The 18904-nt window shown below is 63.1% G+C and carries 21 protein-coding genes and 1 pseudogene; 4 read left to right on the top strand and 18 right to left on the bottom strand.

Annotated features, from left to right (window positions below):
• Positions 1–102 precede the first annotated feature (102 nt).
• From JC607_RS13150 to JC607_RS13160, 3 genes are all read left to right on the top strand, one after another.
• On the top strand, positions 103–1032 hold the full coding sequence (locus tag JC607_RS13150; RefSeq protein ID WP_370584803.1) for a LysR family transcriptional regulator: 930 nt from the start codon (positions 103–105) through the stop codon (positions 1030–1032).
• Positions 1033–1175: 143 nt separating this feature from the next.
• Positions 1176–2123, top strand: coding sequence for a hydroxyacid dehydrogenase (locus JC607_RS13155; protein ID WP_198837377.1), 948 nt, complete (start codon positions 1176–1178; stop codon positions 2121–2123).
• The gene (locus tag JC607_RS13160) at positions 2123–3112 is read left to right on the top strand and encodes an Ldh family oxidoreductase (RefSeq protein ID WP_198837378.1); all 990 of its coding nucleotides are present in this window, start codon (positions 2123–2125) and stop codon (positions 3110–3112) included. Before JC607_RS13155 ends, JC607_RS13160 begins: the two co-directional genes overlap by 1 nt.
• On the opposite strand, the gene JC607_RS13165 is transcribed toward JC607_RS13160, so the two are convergent.
• The 17 genes and pseudogenes from JC607_RS13165 to JC607_RS13240 all read right to left on the bottom strand — a co-directional run bounded on the left by JC607_RS13165 (position 3113) and on the right by JC607_RS13240 (position 16997).
• Positions 3113–3865 carry a sulfite exporter TauE/SafE family protein gene (locus tag JC607_RS13165; protein ID WP_370584804.1) on the bottom strand — a complete coding sequence of 251 codons (753 nt, stop codon included), beginning with the start codon at positions 3863–3865 and terminating at the stop codon, positions 3113–3115.
• 142 nt (positions 3866–4007) lie between these two features.
• Positions 4008–4994 (bottom strand): ABC transporter substrate-binding protein, encoded by a 987-nt coding sequence (locus JC607_RS13170; protein ID WP_198837380.1) that lies wholly within the window; start codon positions 4992–4994, stop codon positions 4008–4010.
• 75 nt (positions 4995–5069) lie between these two features.
• Entirely contained in the window at positions 5070–5984 is a 915-nt protein-coding gene (locus JC607_RS13175) for an ABC transporter permease (RefSeq protein ID WP_233092892.1), read from the bottom strand.
• Positions 5977–6747 (bottom strand): ABC transporter ATP-binding protein, encoded by a 771-nt coding sequence (locus JC607_RS13180; protein WP_198837381.1) that lies wholly within the window; start codon positions 6745–6747, stop codon positions 5977–5979. The genes JC607_RS13175 and JC607_RS13180 overlap by 8 nt, the downstream gene beginning before the upstream one ends.
• Before the next feature lie 337 nt (positions 6748–7084).
• Positions 7085–7522, bottom strand: a complete 438-nt coding sequence (locus JC607_RS26050) for an NAD-binding protein (protein WP_370584806.1) — start codon at positions 7520–7522, stop codon at positions 7085–7087.
• Positions 7508–8002 (bottom strand): annotated as a pseudogene (locus tag JC607_RS26055) (NAD(P)-dependent oxidoreductase); the annotation flags it as partial. The pseudogene JC607_RS26055 and the gene JC607_RS26050, both read right to left, overlap by 15 nt.
• A 46-nt stretch (positions 8003–8048) precedes the next feature.
• Complete coding sequence (locus JC607_RS13190; RefSeq protein ID WP_198837383.1) at positions 8049–8363, bottom strand: NIPSNAP family protein; 315 nt, start codon at positions 8361–8363, stop codon at positions 8049–8051.
• An 18-nt stretch (positions 8364–8381) separates the two neighbouring features.
• Complete coding sequence (locus JC607_RS13195) at positions 8382–9395, bottom strand: YeiH family protein (RefSeq protein ID WP_198837384.1); 1014 nt, start codon at positions 9393–9395, stop codon at positions 8382–8384.
• A complete protein-coding gene (locus JC607_RS13200) occupies positions 9392–10060 on the bottom strand; it encodes a fumarate hydratase C-terminal domain-containing protein (RefSeq protein ID WP_198837385.1) in 669 nt (222 codons plus the stop codon). The genes JC607_RS13195 and JC607_RS13200 overlap by 4 nt, the downstream gene beginning before the upstream one ends.
• A complete protein-coding gene (locus JC607_RS13205; protein WP_198837386.1) occupies positions 10057–11013 on the bottom strand; it encodes a fumarate hydratase in 957 nt (318 codons plus the stop codon). The genes JC607_RS13200 and JC607_RS13205 overlap by 4 nt, the downstream gene beginning before the upstream one ends.
• A 12-nt stretch (positions 11014–11025) precedes the next feature.
• Positions 11026–12783: an L-aspartate oxidase gene (locus JC607_RS13210; protein ID WP_198837387.1), complete on the bottom strand. Its 1758-nt coding sequence runs from the start codon at positions 12781–12783 to the stop codon at positions 11026–11028.
• Between the two features lie 3 nt (positions 12784–12786).
• Positions 12787–13128 (bottom strand): succinate dehydrogenase, cytochrome b556 subunit, encoded by a 342-nt coding sequence (gene sdhC / locus JC607_RS13215; RefSeq protein ID WP_198837388.1) that lies wholly within the window; start codon positions 13126–13128, stop codon positions 12787–12789.
• Between the two features lie 8 nt (positions 13129–13136).
• Complete coding sequence (locus JC607_RS13220; RefSeq protein WP_198837389.1) at positions 13137–13469, bottom strand: succinate dehydrogenase; 333 nt, start codon at positions 13467–13469, stop codon at positions 13137–13139.
• Positions 13469–14176 (bottom strand): succinate dehydrogenase/fumarate reductase iron-sulfur subunit, encoded by a 708-nt coding sequence (locus JC607_RS13225; RefSeq protein WP_198837412.1) that lies wholly within the window; start codon positions 14174–14176, stop codon positions 13469–13471. Before JC607_RS13225 ends, JC607_RS13220 begins: the two co-directional genes overlap by 1 nt.
• Before the next feature lie 199 nt (positions 14177–14375).
• The gene (locus JC607_RS13230; protein WP_198837390.1) at positions 14376–15437 is read right to left on the bottom strand and encodes a YeiH family protein; all 1062 of its coding nucleotides are present in this window, start codon (positions 15435–15437) and stop codon (positions 14376–14378) included.
• A gap of 86 nt (positions 15438–15523) precedes the next feature.
• Positions 15524–16705, bottom strand: coding sequence for a UxaA family hydrolase (locus JC607_RS13235; RefSeq protein ID WP_198837391.1), 1182 nt, complete (start codon positions 16703–16705; stop codon positions 15524–15526).
• A gap of 4 nt (positions 16706–16709) precedes the next feature.
• Positions 16710–16997 carry a UxaA family hydrolase gene (locus JC607_RS13240; RefSeq protein ID WP_198837392.1) on the bottom strand — a complete coding sequence of 96 codons (288 nt, stop codon included), beginning with the start codon at positions 16995–16997 and terminating at the stop codon, positions 16710–16712.
• Between the two features lie 139 nt (positions 16998–17136).
• Here JC607_RS13240 and JC607_RS13245 point away from each other — a divergent pair, with 139 nt between their 5' ends.
• Positions 17137–17838: a GntR family transcriptional regulator gene (locus JC607_RS13245; protein ID WP_198837393.1), complete on the top strand. Its 702-nt coding sequence runs from the start codon at positions 17137–17139 to the stop codon at positions 17836–17838.
• Positions 17839–17890: 52 nt separating this feature from the next.
• On the opposite strand, the gene JC607_RS13250 is transcribed toward JC607_RS13245, so the two are convergent.
• Entirely contained in the window at positions 17891–18877 is a 987-nt protein-coding gene (locus JC607_RS13250; RefSeq protein ID WP_370584805.1) for an ABC transporter substrate-binding protein, read from the bottom strand.
• Between the last annotated feature and the right edge of the window lie 27 nt (positions 18878–18904).

The following is an 18904-nucleotide window of genomic DNA, read 5'->3' on the forward strand; positions in this document are numbered from 1 at the left end:
GGGATATGTAAATTCATCTTTACAAACCGGCCCCGGATACAGATCAAAGTAAAGAATACCTGCCATAAATCGCCCCCTCCCCCTGCAGATAAGGGCAGCGCCGTGTCGATCCGTATGCTGAAAACACTGATTGCAGTGGCCGATCACGGCACCTTCAGCGCCGCAGCCGAGGCGGTTTTCGTCACCCATGCGGCAGTCAGCCAGCAGATGCGGGCGCTGGAGGAGGAATGGCGGGTGCAGATCTTCAACCGCGCCACAAGGACGCCGGAATTCACCCCCCTGGGTCGGGCGCTGCTGGCAAAGGCGCGCGCCGTGGTCCGGGCCTATGATGATATCGTGCCCTCGGTGATCGGCGATGACGGGCTGAAAGGCGATTTTCTCCTCGGGGCCGCGCCGACCACGCTGACCGGGCTCACGCCTTTCGCCACCGCGATCCTGAAGGCACGGTTTCCCGATCTGCATGTCGGGCTGTTTCCCGGGCTCACCACCCATCTGATCCATGAGGTCGAACGCAATACGCTGGACGGCGCCCTGGTCTCGCGCCCTGCTTTGCTGCCAAAAAACCTGATCTGGCACCCGGTTGCGGCGGAAGAGCTGGTGCTGATCGCATCCGAGAGGATCCTGTCCTCTGACCCGGTGCAGATCCTGCGCGCCCATCCCTTCATCCGCTTTTCGCGCGATGCGGTGGTCGGCACCATCATCGAAGGCTGGCTGCAGAACAACAATATTCAGGTCTCGGAAAGCATGGAACTGGGCGGGCTCGAGGCGATCTACGCCATGGTCCTTGCCGAGCTGGGCGTCTCGATCGTGCCCGAGCCTTGCGTGCATGTGCCCCATTACCTGCCGCTGAAACGGCTCCGGCTGGCCGAGACCGGCGGGCCGGTGCGCCATCTTGGCCTTGTGCATCGCAGGGACAGCACCAAGTCGCGCGTGCTGGAGGAAGTCCTTCGCGCCATCGAACTGGCCCGCGAGGGCGGGAGTTTCTCTCCCGAAGCCATCGCCGCCGCGCTGGCCTCAGACGTCCCGTCCTGAACACCCCGGCCTGAACTCCCCGCCCGGCCCGTGCGGAAAGCCCGTTTTCGCGGTGGATGCCGCTTGCTTTCACTCGCAAGTCTTATATATGAGTAGATATACAAGATATATGCCACCCATATTGGCCCCGAGGGAGAAAGCCCATGCAGATCGTCGTTCCGGAATTCATGGAAGAGGACATCCTGCGTGCAGGGCTGAGCGGGAGCGGGATCCTCTATGACCCGGGGCTGGTCGACCGGCGGGCCGAGCTTCTGGCCGCCCTGGCCGGGGCCGAGGCGATCATTGTCAGAAACCGGACCCAGGTGAATGCCGAACTGCTGGCGGCGGCGCCGCGCCTGCGGGTCGTGGGGCGGCTGGGGGTCGGGCTGGACAATATCGATCTTGAGGCCTGCAAGGCGCGCGGGGTGGCGGTGTTCCCGGCCTCTGGCGCCAATGACATCTCGGTCGCGGAATATGTGATTTCTTCTGCCATGGTGCTGCTGCGGGGGATCCACGCCATGCCCTCGCGTCTGGCAGACGGCGACTGGGCACGCAACGCGCTGATGAACGGGCGCGAGATCAACGGTAAGACGCTGGGTCTGGTCGGGTTCGGCTCCATCGCGCGCGAGACCGCGAAACGGGCGCTGGCGCTCGGGATGGACGTCATGGCCTATGATCCGCATCTGGCGCCGGAGGGGCCGCATTGGGATCTGAAAACCGGGCGCGTGCGGCCGGCCGATCTGGGCACGGTGCTGGCGGGCGCGGATGTGCTGTCACTGCATGTGCCGCTGACCTCTGGCACCCGCCATATGATCAATGAGGCCGCACTGGCGCAGATGAAACCCGGCGCCATCGTGATCAATGCGGCGCGGGGCGGCGTGGTCGATGAGGTGGCGCTCGCCAATGCGCTGCGGGCGGGCCACCTCTCCGGCGCCGCGCTGGATGTGTTCGAGACCGAGCCACCGCCGCCTGAGGATTGCGCCCGGTTCCAGGGCTTCGCCAATGTCATCCTGACACCGCATATCGCGGGCCTCAGCCAGGAATCGAACCGCCGCGTCTCGGAGGTCACCGTGGCCTCGGTGCGCAAACATCTGCTGGCAGAGGTGTCGTGATGGAGCGGCTTTCCCTTGCTGCGACGATCAGCCTTGCCGAGGCGGCGCTGACCCGCAACGGTGCCGGTGCGACGGCGGCGGCGAGCGTGGCGCGCGCGCTTGTCCAGGCCGAGGCGGACGGGTTCAAAGGCCATGGCCTCTCACGCCTGCCCGCCTATGTGGCGCAGCTGCGGGTGGGTAAGGTCAGGGGCGAGGCCGTGCCGGTGGTGACCCGCCCCCGCCCCGGCGCGCTGATGGTCGATGCCGGTCACGGCTTTGCCTTCCCGGCGCTGGATATGGCGGTCGAGGCATTGCCCGGCGTCACCCATGCCCAGGGGATCGCCTGCGCTGCCGTAACCCGCTCGCATCATTGCGGATCTGCCGGGGCCTTTGTCGAGCGGCTGGCCGATGCCGGGCTGGTCGCGCTGCTTTTTGCCAATACGCCGGCGGCGATGGCGCCATGGGGCGGCAATCGCGCGGTCCTCGGCACCAATCCGATCGCCTTTGCCTGCCCCCTGCAAGGCGATGCCCCCATCGTGGTCGATATGGCGCTGTCCACCGTGGCGCGCGGCAATATCGTTGCGGCGGCGAAAAAGGGCGAGGCGATCCCGCCGGGCTGGGCTTTTGACGCGGACGGCCAGCCCACCACCGATGCCAGACGCGCACTGGCGGGTACGATGGCGCCGCTCGGGGATGCCAAAGGCGTCGCCCTGGCGCTGATGGTCGAATTGCTGGCCGCCGGGATGATCGGTGCCAGCTATGCCGCCGATGCGAGCTCCTTCCTGGATGACAAGGGACCACCTCCGGGCACCGGGCAGCTGTTGATCGCGCTGGATCCGGCGGCTTTTGGCGCGGGTGCTCTGGCGCGGTTTGCGACGCTGGCCGGGATGATCACCGACCAGCCGGGAGCACGGCTGCCAGGTGCGCGCCGGCTTGGGGCACGGCGCACGGCTGAGCGTGACGGGCTGGCGCTTTCCCCGGCGCTGATCGGGGAAATCACCGCGCTCTGATCACAGGAGCGCGGGTAACTCCTTCAGCACGATCAGCAGCCCCGAGGCAAAGAGCAACACGATCAGGAGCCGGCGAAAGCGCGCATCGCTGAGCCGGCGATAGACGTTGATCCCGATCTGCGCCCCGATCAGCGTCGCGGGCAAGGCCAGGGCCGTAAGCCAGAGCGTCTCGCGCGTATACTGGCCCTGCAGCGCGAAAGTCAGCATCGCGAGCGCCAGCACCACCACATTATAGGGCTGCAACACCGCCCGCGTCTCAGCCTTGCTCCAGGGCCGCATCGCGCACCACATGGTCGGAAGCGCGCCCGACAGCCCCGCCGCACCTCCCAGCAGCCCGCCAAGAAAACCCACGCTGCTGTCGACCAGCGGCGTCGGGCGCCGGATCGCCGGAAGTGCGCGGCGAAAGCTGAAAAACGCGCCGTAAAGGATCATCATCGCGGCGATGGTCAGCTTCAGCACCGGTGCGCTGATCATCGCAAGCACCATGGCGCCCAGTGGGATCCCCGGCAGCGCCGGCAAGAGGAACCGCAACAGACGCACCCGGTTGGCGCTGATCTCGCGCCGGACGATCCAGACGCCTTGCAGCCCGCTGATCACCGACATCACCACCGACATCGACACCGCCTGCCCCGGCGGCAGCACCTGAAGCCAGAAGCCAAGCGCCAGCAAGGCCGTGCCAAAGCCCGCGAGCCCATTGATGAAACCGCCCGCAAGCGCCCCGGCAAAGAGATATATCAGCACCTCCGCAGTCACGTCAGATCCCTCCGTCTTCCGCCGGCCGCAGCGGCGCCCGCCCGGCACTTTGCCTGATCTGTCGCATCGTTTCGATCCTTTGATATCGCGCATAAATATGCCCCCGCCGCCGGACGGGGGCAAAACTCAGATGGAACCCCGCTTAACCCGGGAAAGCGGTCGGGAAGAAGGTCTCTTTCCAGTCGGTCACATCGGTGGTGATCAGCCCTGCACGGGACATATATTCGAGATAGGGTCCGATCCCTTCGGGGGTCACCGACCAGCGCACCCGCGGATCGGTGATCAGCGCGATCACCTCTTCCTCGCTGAGATTGGTGGCCTCAGCCGCCATCCAGATCTTCGCCGCCTCTTCCGGGTTTTCGTTGATGAAGGTCATCGCCTCCTCCATCGCCGCCATCAGCACGGCGACGGTCTTGGGATTGCCTTCGACGAAATCACTTTTCCCCCAGATCAGGTTGAACGTATGCGGGCCTCCGACCACGTCATAGCTGTCGAGCACCTTATGGGCGCGCGGGTCTTTCAGCTCCTGGTCCTGGAAGGGGGGGGCGCCGAAATGGGCGACGATCTCGGATTGCCCGCCCATCAGCGCGAGCAGCGCGTCCGGATGCCCCATCGAGACGGTGAAAGCATCAAGCGCCGCATGCTGGCCTTCCCCGAGATATTTCTCGGCCCCCATCTGCAGCGTGATTGCCTGGATCGAGGTCTTCACCGCCGGCAGCGCGATCTTATGCGCGCTGGTGAAATCCTTGAGCTCCTTCACTTCCGGCGCGGTGGTCACGAGGTAAAGCGGCATCGAATCCAGTGACGCGATCCCTTTGACCTTCAGATTGGCCTGGGTGCGCGCCCAGATCGTCAGGGCCGGGCCAACGCCACCAGCCGCAATGTCGAGATTGCCCGACAAAAGCGCCTCATTCATCCCCGAGCCGCCGGTAAAGCGCAGCCATTCGGTCTTAAAATCCAGCCCGGCCTCTTTCGCGTGTTTCTCCAGCAGGCCCTGTTCCTCGATCAGGGTCAGCGGCAGATAGCCAATGCCGAATTGCCGCGCCATGCGCAGCGTATCGACCTCGGCCAAAGCGGGGGCAACGGTGGCCAGGCCGAAAGCCAGCGCGAGTGACAGTCTCAGTTTCATGTTTTGTCCTCCCTCTTGCGGGTGCGGGCGCGCCCCTCCTCCGGGCGGCCCTTTCCCGTTCTGACAGTTCTCGTTTCAGTGCTGCACGCCCCACCGCTGGATGGTCAGGCGTTCAATGGTGCGGAAGATCAGGTTCTCGACGACCAGACCGATGATGATCACGGTCAAAAGCCCGGCGAAGACCTTGGGGATATCGAGCATGTTCTTGTTTTCAAAGATGAACCAGCCAAGCCCGCCCGAACCCGAGCTGACCCCGAACACCAGTTCCGCCGCGATCAGGGTCCGCCAGGCAAAGGCCCAGCCGATCTTGAGCCCGGTCAGGATCGACGGGAAAGCCGCCGGGATCAGGATTTTCAGGATGAAGGACGGCCCCTTTAGCCCGTAATTCCGCCCGACCATTTTCAGCGTTCTCGACACGCCCAGAAACCCGGAATGGGTGTTCAATGCGATGGCCCAGGTGACCGAATGGACCAGCACGAAGATCAGGCTGCCATTGCCGAGCCCGAACCAGATCAGCGCCAGCGGCAAGAGCGCAATCGCCGGCAGCGGGTTGAACATCGAGGTCATGGTCTCGAGAAAATCGGTGCCGATCCGCGACGCGATTGCCAGCGCCGTCAGCACCGAAGCCAGCGCGATGCCGAGGCCGTAGCCCATCAGCAGCACCTTGCCCGACCCCCAGGCCGCCGCCGGCAGCGTGCCATCCGTCAGCCCGCTGAAAAACGCCCCGATGGTGGCGGTAAAGGTCGGGAACAAGAGGTCGTTGTTCAGTACCCGGCCATAGATCTCCCAGATCCCCGCCAGCACCGCGAGGATCACCAGCTTTCTCAGCCAGGCCTCGCGGTAGAGCATCTCGAACCATGAGAGCTTTTGTTCGGTGACGGTCAGCTCGCCGCCGGTGACATCGTCATGAAAGATTTCCGGACGGTCGCCGGAAGAGCCTGGAAGGCCTGGTTCTGCCATATTCCTGAGCCTCGTGACTGGTTCAGACATGCTCCACCTCATCGGGTTCATGCGCGAAGAGCATCTCGTGGATCTGCCGCTCCAGCTCTGCCGCCTTGCGCGGATCGGTGGTGCTGTTCATCTCGGCCTTAACCCGGCCAGGATGCGGCGACATCAGCAGGATGCGGTTGCCGATCTTGATCGCCTCGGCAATCGAATGGGTGACGAACAGAACGGTGAATTTCGTCTCTTCCCATAGCCGCAGCAGCTCGTCCTGCATCCGCCGCCGGGTCAGCGCATCCAGCGCCGCGAAGGGTTCGTCCATCAGAAGGATGTCCGGCTCCATCGCCATGCCGCGTGCGATGGCGACCCGCTGTTTCATCCCGCCCGAGAGCATATGCGGATGGCTGTCGGCGAATTTCTCGAGGCCCACTTTGACCACATATTCCATCGCCTTCTCATCCGCCTCGCGGGCATTGAGCTTTTTCGACGCGGTCAGGGCAAAAGCCACATTCTGGCGCACGGTCTTCCACGGCAAAAGCTGGTCGAATTCCTGGAACACCATCATCCGGTCCGGCCCCGGCTGGCTGATCTTGCGCCCCTTCAGCCGCATCTCGCCCTCGGTCGGCGTGATATAGCCGCCCACTGCCTTTTGCAGGGTCGATTTTCCGCAACCCGACGGCCCAAGAAGGATAAAGCGATCCCCCTGGAACACGTCGAAGCTGACCCGGTAGGTCGCGGTGATCAGCCGGTTTGGTGTTTTATATTGCAGGGTTACACCCCGTACGGTCAGCAGCGGATCATTTGGCTGCATCTCTCCTCCCTCTAAATCTGCCGGAACCGCGCCTCCCAACGCTGTTCCCAGTGGATAGGGGCCCGCCTGTCAGGTGCGGGAACCATCCCACGCCTTTTCCGGCAGGCTTGCGAAAACGGGTCTGCTTGCAGCCCATTCAGGACGATGTCATTCGGAAATGGCACGAAGCCGCATCGCCGCCCCGGGAAACAAGACGCAACCGAGCCAGCTTCCTTCCCTAAGGTTAGGGGAGAAGATTTCGCAAGAAAATCTAAAAATCTTAATACCTTCCGTAAGCATTGCTTACAAACCCCTGACACAGAAAATGCCGGCGCCAGGGATCATGCGTCGCCCTTTTTCAGACGAAGCTCTGCCCGGGCAAAGCGGCACGGCGGCGCAGGGTTTCAAGCAGCGCCGACCAGTCACTCCCGCCAAATCCTTCGGCTTTCGACATCTGATAGACCTGCGAGGCCGCAGCTCCGACGCCAAGCGGCACATTCAGCCCCGCCGCATAGGTCAGCGCCAGCGTGAGGTCTTTGGCCGCCAGCCCGAGGCCGAACTCCGGCGAGATATCACCGGCAAAGATCTTGCGCGCATAGGCTCCGGTCAGAAAGCCCTTGCCGGCGGTGGTGCCCGACAGGACCTTTACCGTCCGCTGCACATCCAGCCCCGCAGCCTCGGCAAAGGCCAGGGTCTCGGCGGTCAGCACATTCAGCGCGGTCGACATGAAGTTGTTCACGATCTTGGTCCGGGTTCCGGAGCCAGTCTCGCCGCAATAAATCGTCTCGCGCCCCACCGCGTCAAAGACCGGCATCGCACGCGTCACATCCGCCTCGGCCCCGCCCGCGAGGATCAGAAGCTCACCGCGTTCGGCAAATTCCGAAGTGCCCCCGACCGGCGCATCAACCATCGCCAGACCCAGCCCCGCCAGCCGTGCAGCGATGCGGTCGGTGACCTCCGGCGCAATGGTGCTCATGTCGATGTAAAGCGTGTCGGTCGTCATCGCCGCAGCCACGCCGGGCGCGCCAAACAACACCTCTTCGACATCCGGACCATTGGGGAGCATCGTCACCACGAAGTCCCGCGCCGCAGCCGCTGTCGCCGCGCTGCCCGCCGCATGGCCTCCTGCCGCCGCAATATTCTCAACCGCCGCCGGGTTGAGGTCGTAAACCGTGACCTCATGCCCGGCACCGATCAGCTGGCGTGACATGGCATGACCCATGCGGCCAAGCCCGATAAAACCAATACTGGCCATTCTGCTACCTTGTTTCTGATCCCTGTGATCCCGCCCTGCCCCTGCGGCCTTCTGCGACCAGGGCTCTTCAGCCCTGGTGGAAAAACGGCGCCGGGATCAGGATTTTTGTCTCGATATGATCGACCAGCGGCCGCATTTGCACGGCATAAGCCTGCCATTCGTCTGACGCCTGGAGGGCCTTACGCCGCTCCCAGCGGTCATCCATGCTGGCATAGCCCCACATATGGACGATCTGGTTCAAAGGGCCGATATCGGTGAAATAATAGCCGACCAGATTGCCGAGGATGCGGGTCTGCACGGCAAGGCCTTCAGCCTCATAAAGCCTGAGGAATTTGGAAACATTGCCATTCTTCAGCGTATAGGTCCGCATATCGACGAACATGGTCTTGCCCCTCAGAGGTCAGATTTCAAAGATCCGGATCGCCGCCAGCGCAAAAATGGCCAGCAAAACGGTCAGGCCGCAGACGATGCCGATGGCCACACCGCCGACTTCGCCCAGCTTTTTCAGCGAGGTTTTCATGCCAAGCGCGGCAATGGCGGTGATCAGGCACCAGCGCGACAGATCAAGCAAAAGCGCGCTGATTTCGGGCGGGATGACATTGGTACTGCCGATCAGCACCAGCGCCGCGAAGCCAATGACGAAGAAGGGGACAGGCAGGCCGCCGCCCTGCCCCGCAGCGCCCCTCCGGCTGAACATCAGCGATACAAGCACCACCACCGGAACCAGCAGCGCGACCCGCAGCAGCTTTACGAATGTCGCCGTGGCGCCGGCCTCATCCGAGACCGAATAGCCCGCGCCGACCACCTGGGCGACATCGTGGATCGTGGCGCCAAGAAAAACGCCCATCGCATGATCCGACAGGCCAAGCGCCGCCCCGATCATCGGATAGACAATCATCGCGAGCGTCGAAAGCGCGGTCACCGCGATCACGGTGAAGATGGTGTCGCGTTCCTGCCCTGGGCCGGATTTCGGCAGGACCGAGGAAATCGCCAGCGCGGCAGAGGCGCCGCAAATCGCCACCGCACCGCCGGTCAAAAGACCGAAGGGCAGTGAACGCCCGGTGACCCGCGCCAGCGCCACACCGGCAAGAATGGTCAGCCCCACCCCGGCAAAGACCAGCAGGACAACGCCGATCCCGGCCGCCGCAATCTGCTGCACGGTGATCCCAAGACCCAGAAGCGCCACGCCAAAGCGCAAGAGCTTTTTCGAGGCAAATTCAATCCCTTCGGCGGTTTTCATGTCGGGTTCGGCGAGGAAGGTGAAGGCCATCCCGATCAAAAGCGCCATCAGCATCACCGGCGCGCCGTAATGTTCCGAGATGAATTTCGCGGCCAGCGCCACGGTCACCGCCGAAACCAGCCCCGGGAAAAGCCGCCGGCAGCTGCCCGGCACCTCTGCCACGAGGCTGTTCATCCGATCAGCTCGTCGCCACGGTCATCGGTCTCGCCAAAGCGTTTCAGGACAGCCGGTCTGGTGCCCTCATAGACCCGTTCGAGGTTTTCGGCGATTTTGGCATTCTCGCGCTCGAAGAGGCAATTGCCGTCGAGGTCGGAGGCCACAAGGAAGGGCCCCATCCGGTTGCAGCGGATCACCCACATCGCCTGGGCGAGACCGAGTTCCTCATTCCAGTGGACGGCCTCGACATTCTCGACACCGCGCCCGAGCAGGGCGCCCGTGCCGTAGCCGACCGTCGACAGATAGACCGCACCATTCGGGACGAAGTAGTCCTTATAGTCTTTCGAGGACATGCCGCCCTTGCCGATGATCAGCTTCGCGCCGGTCTTTGCCATCCATTCCGGCAGCCATTTCGCAAAACGGAAACTCGCCGTGGCGGTCACCGCACCCAGATCAAACGTACCATCCTCACGGATCGTCGCGGCGGGCGAGCAGTGGAAATTCGCGGCACTTTGCGACGGCAGTTCCATCGGGATATTCGCGTGTCCCTCGAGCGCGCGCATATAGACGCCTTCGCGGGCGGTATAGATCAGCCCGTTGAGGTAAACGATGTCACCAAGGCGCAAAGCCGCGATCTCTTCGGGCGTCGGCGTGGTGGAAAGGATGACCTCACGCGGTTTCATTCTGCGGCCTCCCGCACGCTGTCCCAGCCCACGGTTTCGCGGCGCTGATAGGGGGTGAACCAGTCGGGATCGGTGCGATGCTCGACCCGGCCGTCCGGGAAGATCCGGGCGACGGCGCGGCGCGAGGACAGGCAAAAGGCATGGACCGACATCTGCATGCCGCCGGTATGGCAATAGCCGACCTCGATATGGGTATCGATCACCATATTCTTGCCGACAAAGCCCATCGCGCCCATGCCGATGGAATTGCCAAGCTCTTTGAACTCTTCCTCCAGTGCCGCGATCTTCGGGTCGGAATTGCGGTCGCCCACCGTGCGCAGGCAGGCCGCGCGCTTGCCAAGCACCATGCAGGTATCCTTGCAGCCGCCAAGGCCGATGCCGATGATCGCCGGCTGGCAGGCAAGCCCGCGTTTGCCGAAAGCCACCAGACAATCGAGGTAGAAGCGCTTGATCCCCTGGATGCCGTCTGACGGGAAGAGCATCCGGTAATCGGTGCCAAAGAGCCCGCCCTTGTGGACGGTGATCAGGTCGATCCAGTCGCCGCCCGGCTCATAGCCATATTCGATCTCGGGCGCGCCGATGCCGATATTGTTGTTGTGATCGGTGCGCCACAAAGGATGTACCCGATTGGGGCGCAGCGGCACCGATGAGGTCGCATTCGAGGTCGCCCGGCGCAAGGCCTCTTCCAGCGCGATCGGCCCGCCCTCGATCCGGGCGTCATTCCCCATCTTCACATACCAGCGCGGCGTGCCGGTATCGCCGCACATCGCGCGGCGGTCCTGTTTCGCTGCCTCGTAATTCTCCAGCATCGCCTGGAGGACGAAAGAGGAAAGATCCCCATCCTCGGTTTCCGCCGCCGCCTTCAGCCCGCCGAGATAATCCTCGGGGATCTCGATGGCGGCCTTGGCCATCAGCGCCTCGGCGGTGGACTGGATCACATTGATCGGTATCACGGTCTGGCTTCCTTAACTGGTCGCGACGAGCGTTTCGGGTTCATGGGCGGGCAGCACCGTCTCGCCAGGGCGGACGATGGTGAACTGCACCTGTTCGCGGGTCAGGGTCAGTGCATCACCCTGCTTGCGGGCAAGGGTGAAGTAAGAGCTTTCAAGATCGCCACTTTCGGGGAAATCCTCGCGGAAATGCGCGCCGCGTGAGTTCTCGCGCAATTGCCCGGCGCGGGCGATGACTTCCGAGACCTCGACCAGCGAGGCCATGTTCAGCCAGTCATGCCAGGTCAGGTTGAAGGCGAGGTTTGCCGGGTCAACACCGGTCTCCATCAGTTCCGCCCGGATTTCCGCGATACGCTTGGCGCCGCGCTGCATCCCGGCGCCGGTGCGCATCACGCCGACATCTTCCCACATCGCCTCCTGCAGCTTGTGGCGCAGCGGCTGGATCCGATCGGCCTTCTTCGAGAACGGATGGCAGGCGCGGGCAACTTCCGCCGCAAGCACCGCCTCATCCGGGTCGCGCAAAGACATCTTTCGGATGTCAGCCGCCATCACATCGCCCGCGATACCGCCAAAGACGGTGGAATTCGCGACCCCATTGCCGCCCAGCCGGTTCGAGCCATGCGCGCCGCCGGCATCTTCGCCCGCGACGTAAAGCCCCTCCATCTCCGTCCGGGTATCCGGGTCCACCACCACGCCGCCCATGAAGTAATGCGCGGTCGGCACCACCTCGACCTTGCCCGCCGCAAGGTCAAAGCCGCTGTCGGCGCAGCGTTTCACCATGCCGGCGAATTTCCTGCGGACATTGTCGGGCCCCAGATGCGCCATCGAGATGAACATGCCGACCTGGGTCGGATCGTTGTTCTTCCTCATCTCGGCATAGATGCCACGGCTGACCACATCGCGGGTCGCCCGCTCGCCACGCTGATCATAATCGAACATGAACCGCTCGCCGCGCGCGTTCAGCAGCTGGCCGCCCGCACCACGAAGCCCCTCCTCCAGCACGGTGCCGGTCATGCGGGTGTAATCGCCCGCCAGAAGACCGGTCGGGTGGAACTGCACCATCTCCATATCGCGCAAGGGCAGGCCCGCGCGCAACGCCATCGCCAGCCCGTCCATCGTCTTGTCGCCGGAAGGCGTGTGGTATTTGTACATGGTCGGCCCGCCGCCGGTGCCCATCATCACGGCCTTCGCGCGGACAAAGCGGAACCGCCCGGTGCGCATGTCAATAAACAGCACCCCCGCCAGCGAGGCGCCGTCTTTCGTCGGCACCAGGCCAATGGCGCGGTGTTCCTGCAGCTTTTGCACGGGCCGCGCCAGCACCTGCTCCATCAGCCGCGAGATGATCTCGATCCCGGTCAGATCGCCCTTATGGACGGTGCGGTCGGCGGTCTGGCCCGCGAAAGCCTTCTGGTGCAGCGAGCCGTCCGGGTTGCGGTCAAAGAAACAGCCAACCTCATTCTCCAGCTCGCGGATGCGGACCACCGCCTGTTCGCAGAGCCGCCAGGCCATATCCTGGTTGGGCAGCCATTTGCCGCCATTGATCGTGTCCATGAAGTGGCGCTCAACCGTGTCGCCCCCGCCAAGTGCCACGTTATAGCCGCCCTGCACCATCCGCGTGCAGCCGCATTTGCCGATCAGCCCCTTCACCGCCAGTGTGATCCGCGTGCCCGGGGCCGCGCTCTGCGCCGCATGCAGCGCCGCAAACAGACCCGCCCCGCCCGACCCAAGGATCAGGATATCCGTCTCGTCGCGCTCAATCTCAAACCTGGTCATGGGTTATATCGCCCTGAGAAGAAATGTGCCGGAGATCAGAAACGCCCCGGCAATCGCGCCGGCGGCGAGGCTTTTCTGCCGCTGCGACCAGGGCAGAAACTCCAGTGCGAGAAGCCGCAGCCCGCCGAAGAAATGCACCGCCAGCAGGAAGACGAGGCCGAATTCCGCGACTTTCACCAACGGGTTATCGGCAAAGCGCAGGAACTGGTCGAGCTGATCGGGATCGGTCAGCGCCAGAGACAGCACCCAGAAATGCGCGGGCAGGAACAGCGCAAGCGCGAGGCCCGAGAGCCGGTGCAGCAGATAGGCAAGCCAGAGCGGGTGGCGCCGGTGAGGCCCGATCATACGACCGATCACAGCAGTGTCACGGCCAGAACGGCGCGTGCTCCCGTCATGATCAAAAGCGCCATCGCGCCCCAGGTGAAGACTTCCAGCAGGCGATCTTTCAGCCCTGTCACCTCATGCAGGATCACCCGCAGTCCGATAGCCGCGTGGACCGATACCGCCAGCACGAAAGCGCCATAGAACAGGAACCAGGGAATCGACCCCTTGGTACGACCAAGGATTTCCGCCGAGGACAGCCCGCCCTGTATCGCGTAGATCATCACCGCCAGATGGCCGAGCACCAGGGGCCCCATCACCATCGCACTCAGGCGCTGCGCCATATAAAGCCGGATCCCCAGCATCAGCTTTTCCCCCCGAAAAACGACCGCGCCGCCGCGCGTTTCAGCCCGGCGATGGAGCTGAGCGGGTCCAGCTCATTGGGGCAAAACCGGGTGCAGCTGCCCTGGCTGTGGCAATTGGTGCAGCCGCCGGGCCCGGTTACGCTGGCGAGAACCGCTGCGCGGTCGGTGACTTTGACATCGTTGTAAAGCGTCCAGGCCCGTTGTAACGCCGCCGGACCCAAGTAATCGGGATTGCCGGCAACGGTGTCGCAGGCCGCGTAGCAGACCGCGCAATTGATGCATTCAATCGCCTTATTGGCCTCAACCCTGCCCGGATCTTCCGGTCTGACCTGCTGGATTGCGTCGTCGCGGCTGCGGCCCGGTTTATGGACGCCGCCCGCCCTGATCCATTTCTCGAAAAACGGGTCCATATCGGCGGCGAGGTCGCGGATCACCGGCAGATTGCGCAGCGGCCCGACGGTCAGCCTGTCGCCGTTCAGCACCTTTTTCACATGGGTCCGGCAGGTCCAGCGCGGCTGGCCATTCACCATCATCGCGCAGGAGCCGCACATGCCGACGCGGCAGGCATAGCGATAGGTCAGCGACGGGTCGAGCTCTTGCTGGATATAGCTCACCACATCCAGCACGGTCTGATTGTCCTGCGCCGGGACCTGAAAGCTCTCGTAAGCGCCCTCGTCTCCGGACCCGCGCCAGACCGACACGTCCATCGTCTTCTCGTTCCCGCTCACCGCGCACCTGTTGGCTCTTTCCCTGAACCCGGTGTAGCGCATGTTTTTTCTAACACTAAGGAACTAATATTAAATTATATCGTAAGAATAATTTACAATACTGGATTGCACGGCATAAAAAAACCCCGCCACAACGGGCGGGGCAAGGGCCTGGGGAATGGCCCTGGGGAAAGGAGGTTCAGCTGATCAGATGCAGGCCCGCAAGGATGAAACAGGCAAGGAAGATGGTCTCGACCACGACGAGCCAGATGGCAGAGCCACCGACTTCCATCATCTTCACCAGCGAGGTCTTGATCCCCACGGCGGCGATGGCGGTCAAGAGCGCCCAGCGGCTGGCCTGTTCGGCGAACCAGGCGACAGAGGCCGGGATCACGCCAAAGGAATTCAGTGCGGCCAGTACCAGAAACCAGATCACGAAAGAGGGCAGCAAGGGCGGGCGGATGCCGCCGGTACTGTCTGCACCCAGATGCCCGGCGCGGATCACCAGAGAAAACACCAGCACCACCGGCGCCAGCATGGCGACGCGGATCAGTTTGACGACCGTCGCCGTCTCGCCCACCTCCGGGCTGATCGAGAAACCGGCGCCGACGACCTGGGCGACATCATGGATCGTCCCGCCAAGAAAGACGCCGGATTCCAGGGGCGTAAAGTCGAACCAGCCGGAAAGCGGCGGGTAGGCGATCATCGCGACGGTCGAAAGAATGGTGACGGCCATCACGGTGAAGGCAAGGTTGCGCTCGGATTTATCGGTGCGGGGCAGCACGGCGGCAATCGCCATGGCGGCGGAGGCCCCGCAGATCGCCACCGCGCCGCCTGACAAAAGCGCCATGCGCCAGCCGCGCCCGAACACCTTCGCCGCCAGCATCGCGAACAGGATCGTGACTGCCACGCCCGCGATCACCAGCAGGATCATCCCGGTGCCAAGCTTTGTCAGCATCTCGACCGAGATCCGCGCGCCCAGCAGCGCCACGCCAAGGCGCAGCACGGTACGGGCGGAAAAGCCGATCCCGGCCTCGGTCCGCGTGCCCTGATCGGCAAGGAAATTCAGCGCGAGCCCCATCAAAAGCGCCATCAGCATCGCGGGCGCGCCGTAATGTTCGGACAGGAACTGCGCGGTGACCGCGACAAGGATCGAAACCGCAATGCCGGGGAAAAGTGTATTGGCGGACTGCCATAGCACCGTGCCACGCAGGCCGGCGGGCCGGGCATTGGCGGCCCGCGTTTCGTCGATTTGTGCCATGGCTTTCCGTTCCGGGCTCAGACCGTATTTCACCGGCCCCGCGACAATCGCGGGGCCGGGTCGTATCGCAGGTGAAGGATCGCAGATCAGGCGCTGCGGTAAAGCTTGGTCATCGAGAATTCGCGATGGCCAAGGGCTTCGGCGCAGGTCAGACGGCCATTCGCAGTGCGGATGATCATCTCGATCAGCGAGTCGCCAGCCTGATCGATGGTCTTTTCGCGGGTCAGCACACCGGTCACATCAACGTCGATATGTTCCGACATGGTGCGCAAAGTGCGCGGATTGCCCGAGATCTTGATCACGGGAACAATCGGGTTGCCGACCACATTGCCCTGCCCGGTCGGGAAGGTATGGATGACATAGCCGCCCGCCGCCATCAGCGTGACGCATTCCGCGGCCGCCGATGAGCTGTCCATGAAATAAAGCCCCGGCCCTTTCGACGGTGCCTCTGCCGGGCCCATCGCATCGATATAGGTCGAGGTGCGGCCGATCTTTTCCAGATTGCCGAGCGCCTTTTCCTCGATGGTGGTCAGACCGCCGAGGATATTCCCCTTGGTCGGCTGGCTGTCGGAAAGGTCATCGGTCTGATGCGCAAAGATCACATCATCCGTATAGGCCTGCCAGATCGCTTTGAACTTGGCGGCAGCCTCTGGGGTCGCGGCGCGTTTCTCGCAGATATGCTCGGCCCCGGTGATTTCCGAGGTTTCGCCAAAGCAGCCATAGATGCCCTGGGGAAGCAGCTTGTCATACATATTGCCGACGGTCGGGCAGGAGGAGAGGCCCGTGGTCGTGTCGCTCTCGCCGCATTTGGTCGAGATCCACAGATCCGAGATCGGGCAGTCTTCTTTCTGCAGTTCCGAGGCCCAATGGACATATTCCTTGGCCTTCCAGCTTGCGGCGCGGATGGTCTCGAAATCGCCCTTCTGCTCGATGGAGAAGCCGGTGACGGGCTTGCCGGTTTTGGCGATGCCGTCAACGATGACCTTGGTCCATTCCGGCTCGATCCCGATCACCACCACGGCGGCGACATTGGGGTTGGCGCCGGTGCCGATGATGGTGCGGAAATGCAGCTCGAGGTCTTCGCCGAACTGGAGACGCCCGTAAGCATGCGGCAGCGCCATCGTGCCTTTGACGTTGTTTGACACCGCTTCACAGGCGGCGTTCGAGATATCATCCACCGGCAGGATCAGAACATGGTTGCGGACACCGACGCGGCCATTCTCACGCCGCCAGGCTTTCACCGTTGCATTGCTGAAATCGAGTGCCATCTGATCACCACCGTTTCGTTTTGCAGTTATGGGTATGGACGTGATCGCCGATACCGGCATCTCCGACCATGCGGCCAATGTCTTCGCCATATTTGGTGACGGTATCGCCGGCCTTAAGCGGCTTCAGCGCGACCTTGTGACCGATCGGGATGTCGGCATTGGCGACAAGGCGGAAGTCCGAATTGTCATGCGTGACGACGCAGATCATCTCGGTGCCGGCTTTCAGATTTTCGACGACAACGACGCCGACATTGTCCTCGTGATCATGGACCAGAAGTTGCGGGATACTCATGGGCTCCTCCCCGGGATTGCTGTTCTATCCGATGCTCGAGTCGTATCATGTATAATTACTCTTATACAAGAGTTATTCTATAATTCTTGTGCAAAGATCAGCCCGCGTGATAGCGTCGGGAAAACATCAGGAACCCGAAATGGCCGCACCGCTTTACCAGACCGTGATCGACCGGATCGTCGCCCAGATTTCCTCGGGCGAGCTGCTTCCGGGCTCGATGTTGCCCAGTGAAATGCAGATCGCGGCGGATACCGGGGTGTCGCAGGGCACGGCACGCAAATCGCTTATGGTGCTGGAACAGCTGGGTATTGTGAAACGCGAACAGGGGCGCGGCACCTTTGTGACCGCCCGCACGCCGGACAATGCGCTCTTCAACTTTTTCCGCCTGCGCGAGCCTGACGGGACAATGATTCGCCCCGAGCTGATGAGCGAGGTGGTGACCAGCCGCGCCTCGACCGAAGAGGAGCGGAAGGTGCTCGATGAGGCACCGGCCCAGGTTTATGAGATCCGCCGGCTGCGCAGCCTGAAAGGTGTTCCGAGCATGCTGGAAACCGCAGTGGTTTCGGCGAACCGCTTTGCGGGGCTTGATCTGCGGGCGCCGCTGCCGAACACGCTTTATGTGCTTTATCAGCAGAATTACGGCTGCATCATCCTGCGCGCCGATGAATCGATCACCGCCGTCGAGGCTGATCCCGAAACGGCAAAGGCGCTGAACCTGAAGCCAGGCGCGCCGGTCCTCTGCATCGACCGGATGGCCTTTGACATCATGGGCCGCGTGGTGGAACGCCGCCGGAGCCTGTGCCGCACCGACGGGCTGGTCTACCAGGTCTCGCTGACCTGACCAAAAAAAGCGGCCGGGCAGACGCCCGGCCGGAACAGGTGGCTCAGAGAGATCAGTTGCCGCTTACGAAGGCCGAAAGTTCGGCACTGTCGCCGACGGCCTGCAGGAAGCTGCCGTCGATATAGCTTTCGGCTCCGGGCGCTTCGGTTATGGTGCCGACAGAGGTCATGAAGCCCGCGATATCGGTCAGCCAGGTGTCCAGTTTCGACGCGCCCGCGTCACGCGCCATCAGCGCGAGTTGTTCTTCCAGGGTGAAGGTCGGGCGCAGTTCGAATTCTGCCGCCGCGCCGGCATCCGAGATCTCGACCCCGCCTTCGGAATAGAAGTCGACCAGCATCTCCCTGGCCTCATCGGGATTGGCTTTGATCCAGGTGATGGCCTTCAGATAGACGGCAAGGAATTTCTGCACCGCTTCCGGATTGTCTGCGGCGTAATCATCGCGCGCAACCAAAGCGCCCGGCACAATCGCGCCGGCATCCGCACCTGAACAGAGGTAATCATAGCCCGCACGCTCTTGCAGAGTATAGGTGTTCGGCGCCCAGACCCCGGCGAAATGGCCATTGCCGGAAATCGCCGCCGTGATGATCTGCGCCTGGGCGAGGTTAATGAACTCCACCGCGTTCGCATCGACCCCCATCTGCGCGAGGCAGGCGCGGGCGGCATAATCGGCGGTGGAATTGGTGGTGATGACAAGGCTGGTGATCTGCGAAGGATCGGCCTTCACCGCCTCAACATCCGCCGCGGCGGTCATGATCGCATTGGTGCGCGATTCGTCATTCGTGACCCCGATGGTCTTCAGCCCGAACCGCGCCGCGCCAAGGATTGCCGGGACCGAGCCGGTACCGCCGACATCCCAGTCTTTCGCCTGTGCCGCCGCGATCTGCGGTGCCCCGGCCGGGAAGGTCACGAATTCAGGCTCCAGCCCGACCTCACCCCACCAGCCCTTCTCAGACGCCACATGGAAAGGCAGTGCCCAGTAAAGCGAGGGCTGATAGCTGACCCGGATCGTCTCGGCGCTGACTGCGCCCGCCGCAAACACAAACGTTCCCAGAGCCGTGCCGAGGGC

The organism is Paracoccus sp. IB05 (genome assembly GCF_016405985.1).
Lineage (GTDB): Bacteria > Pseudomonadota > Alphaproteobacteria > Rhodobacterales > Rhodobacteraceae > Pseudogemmobacter.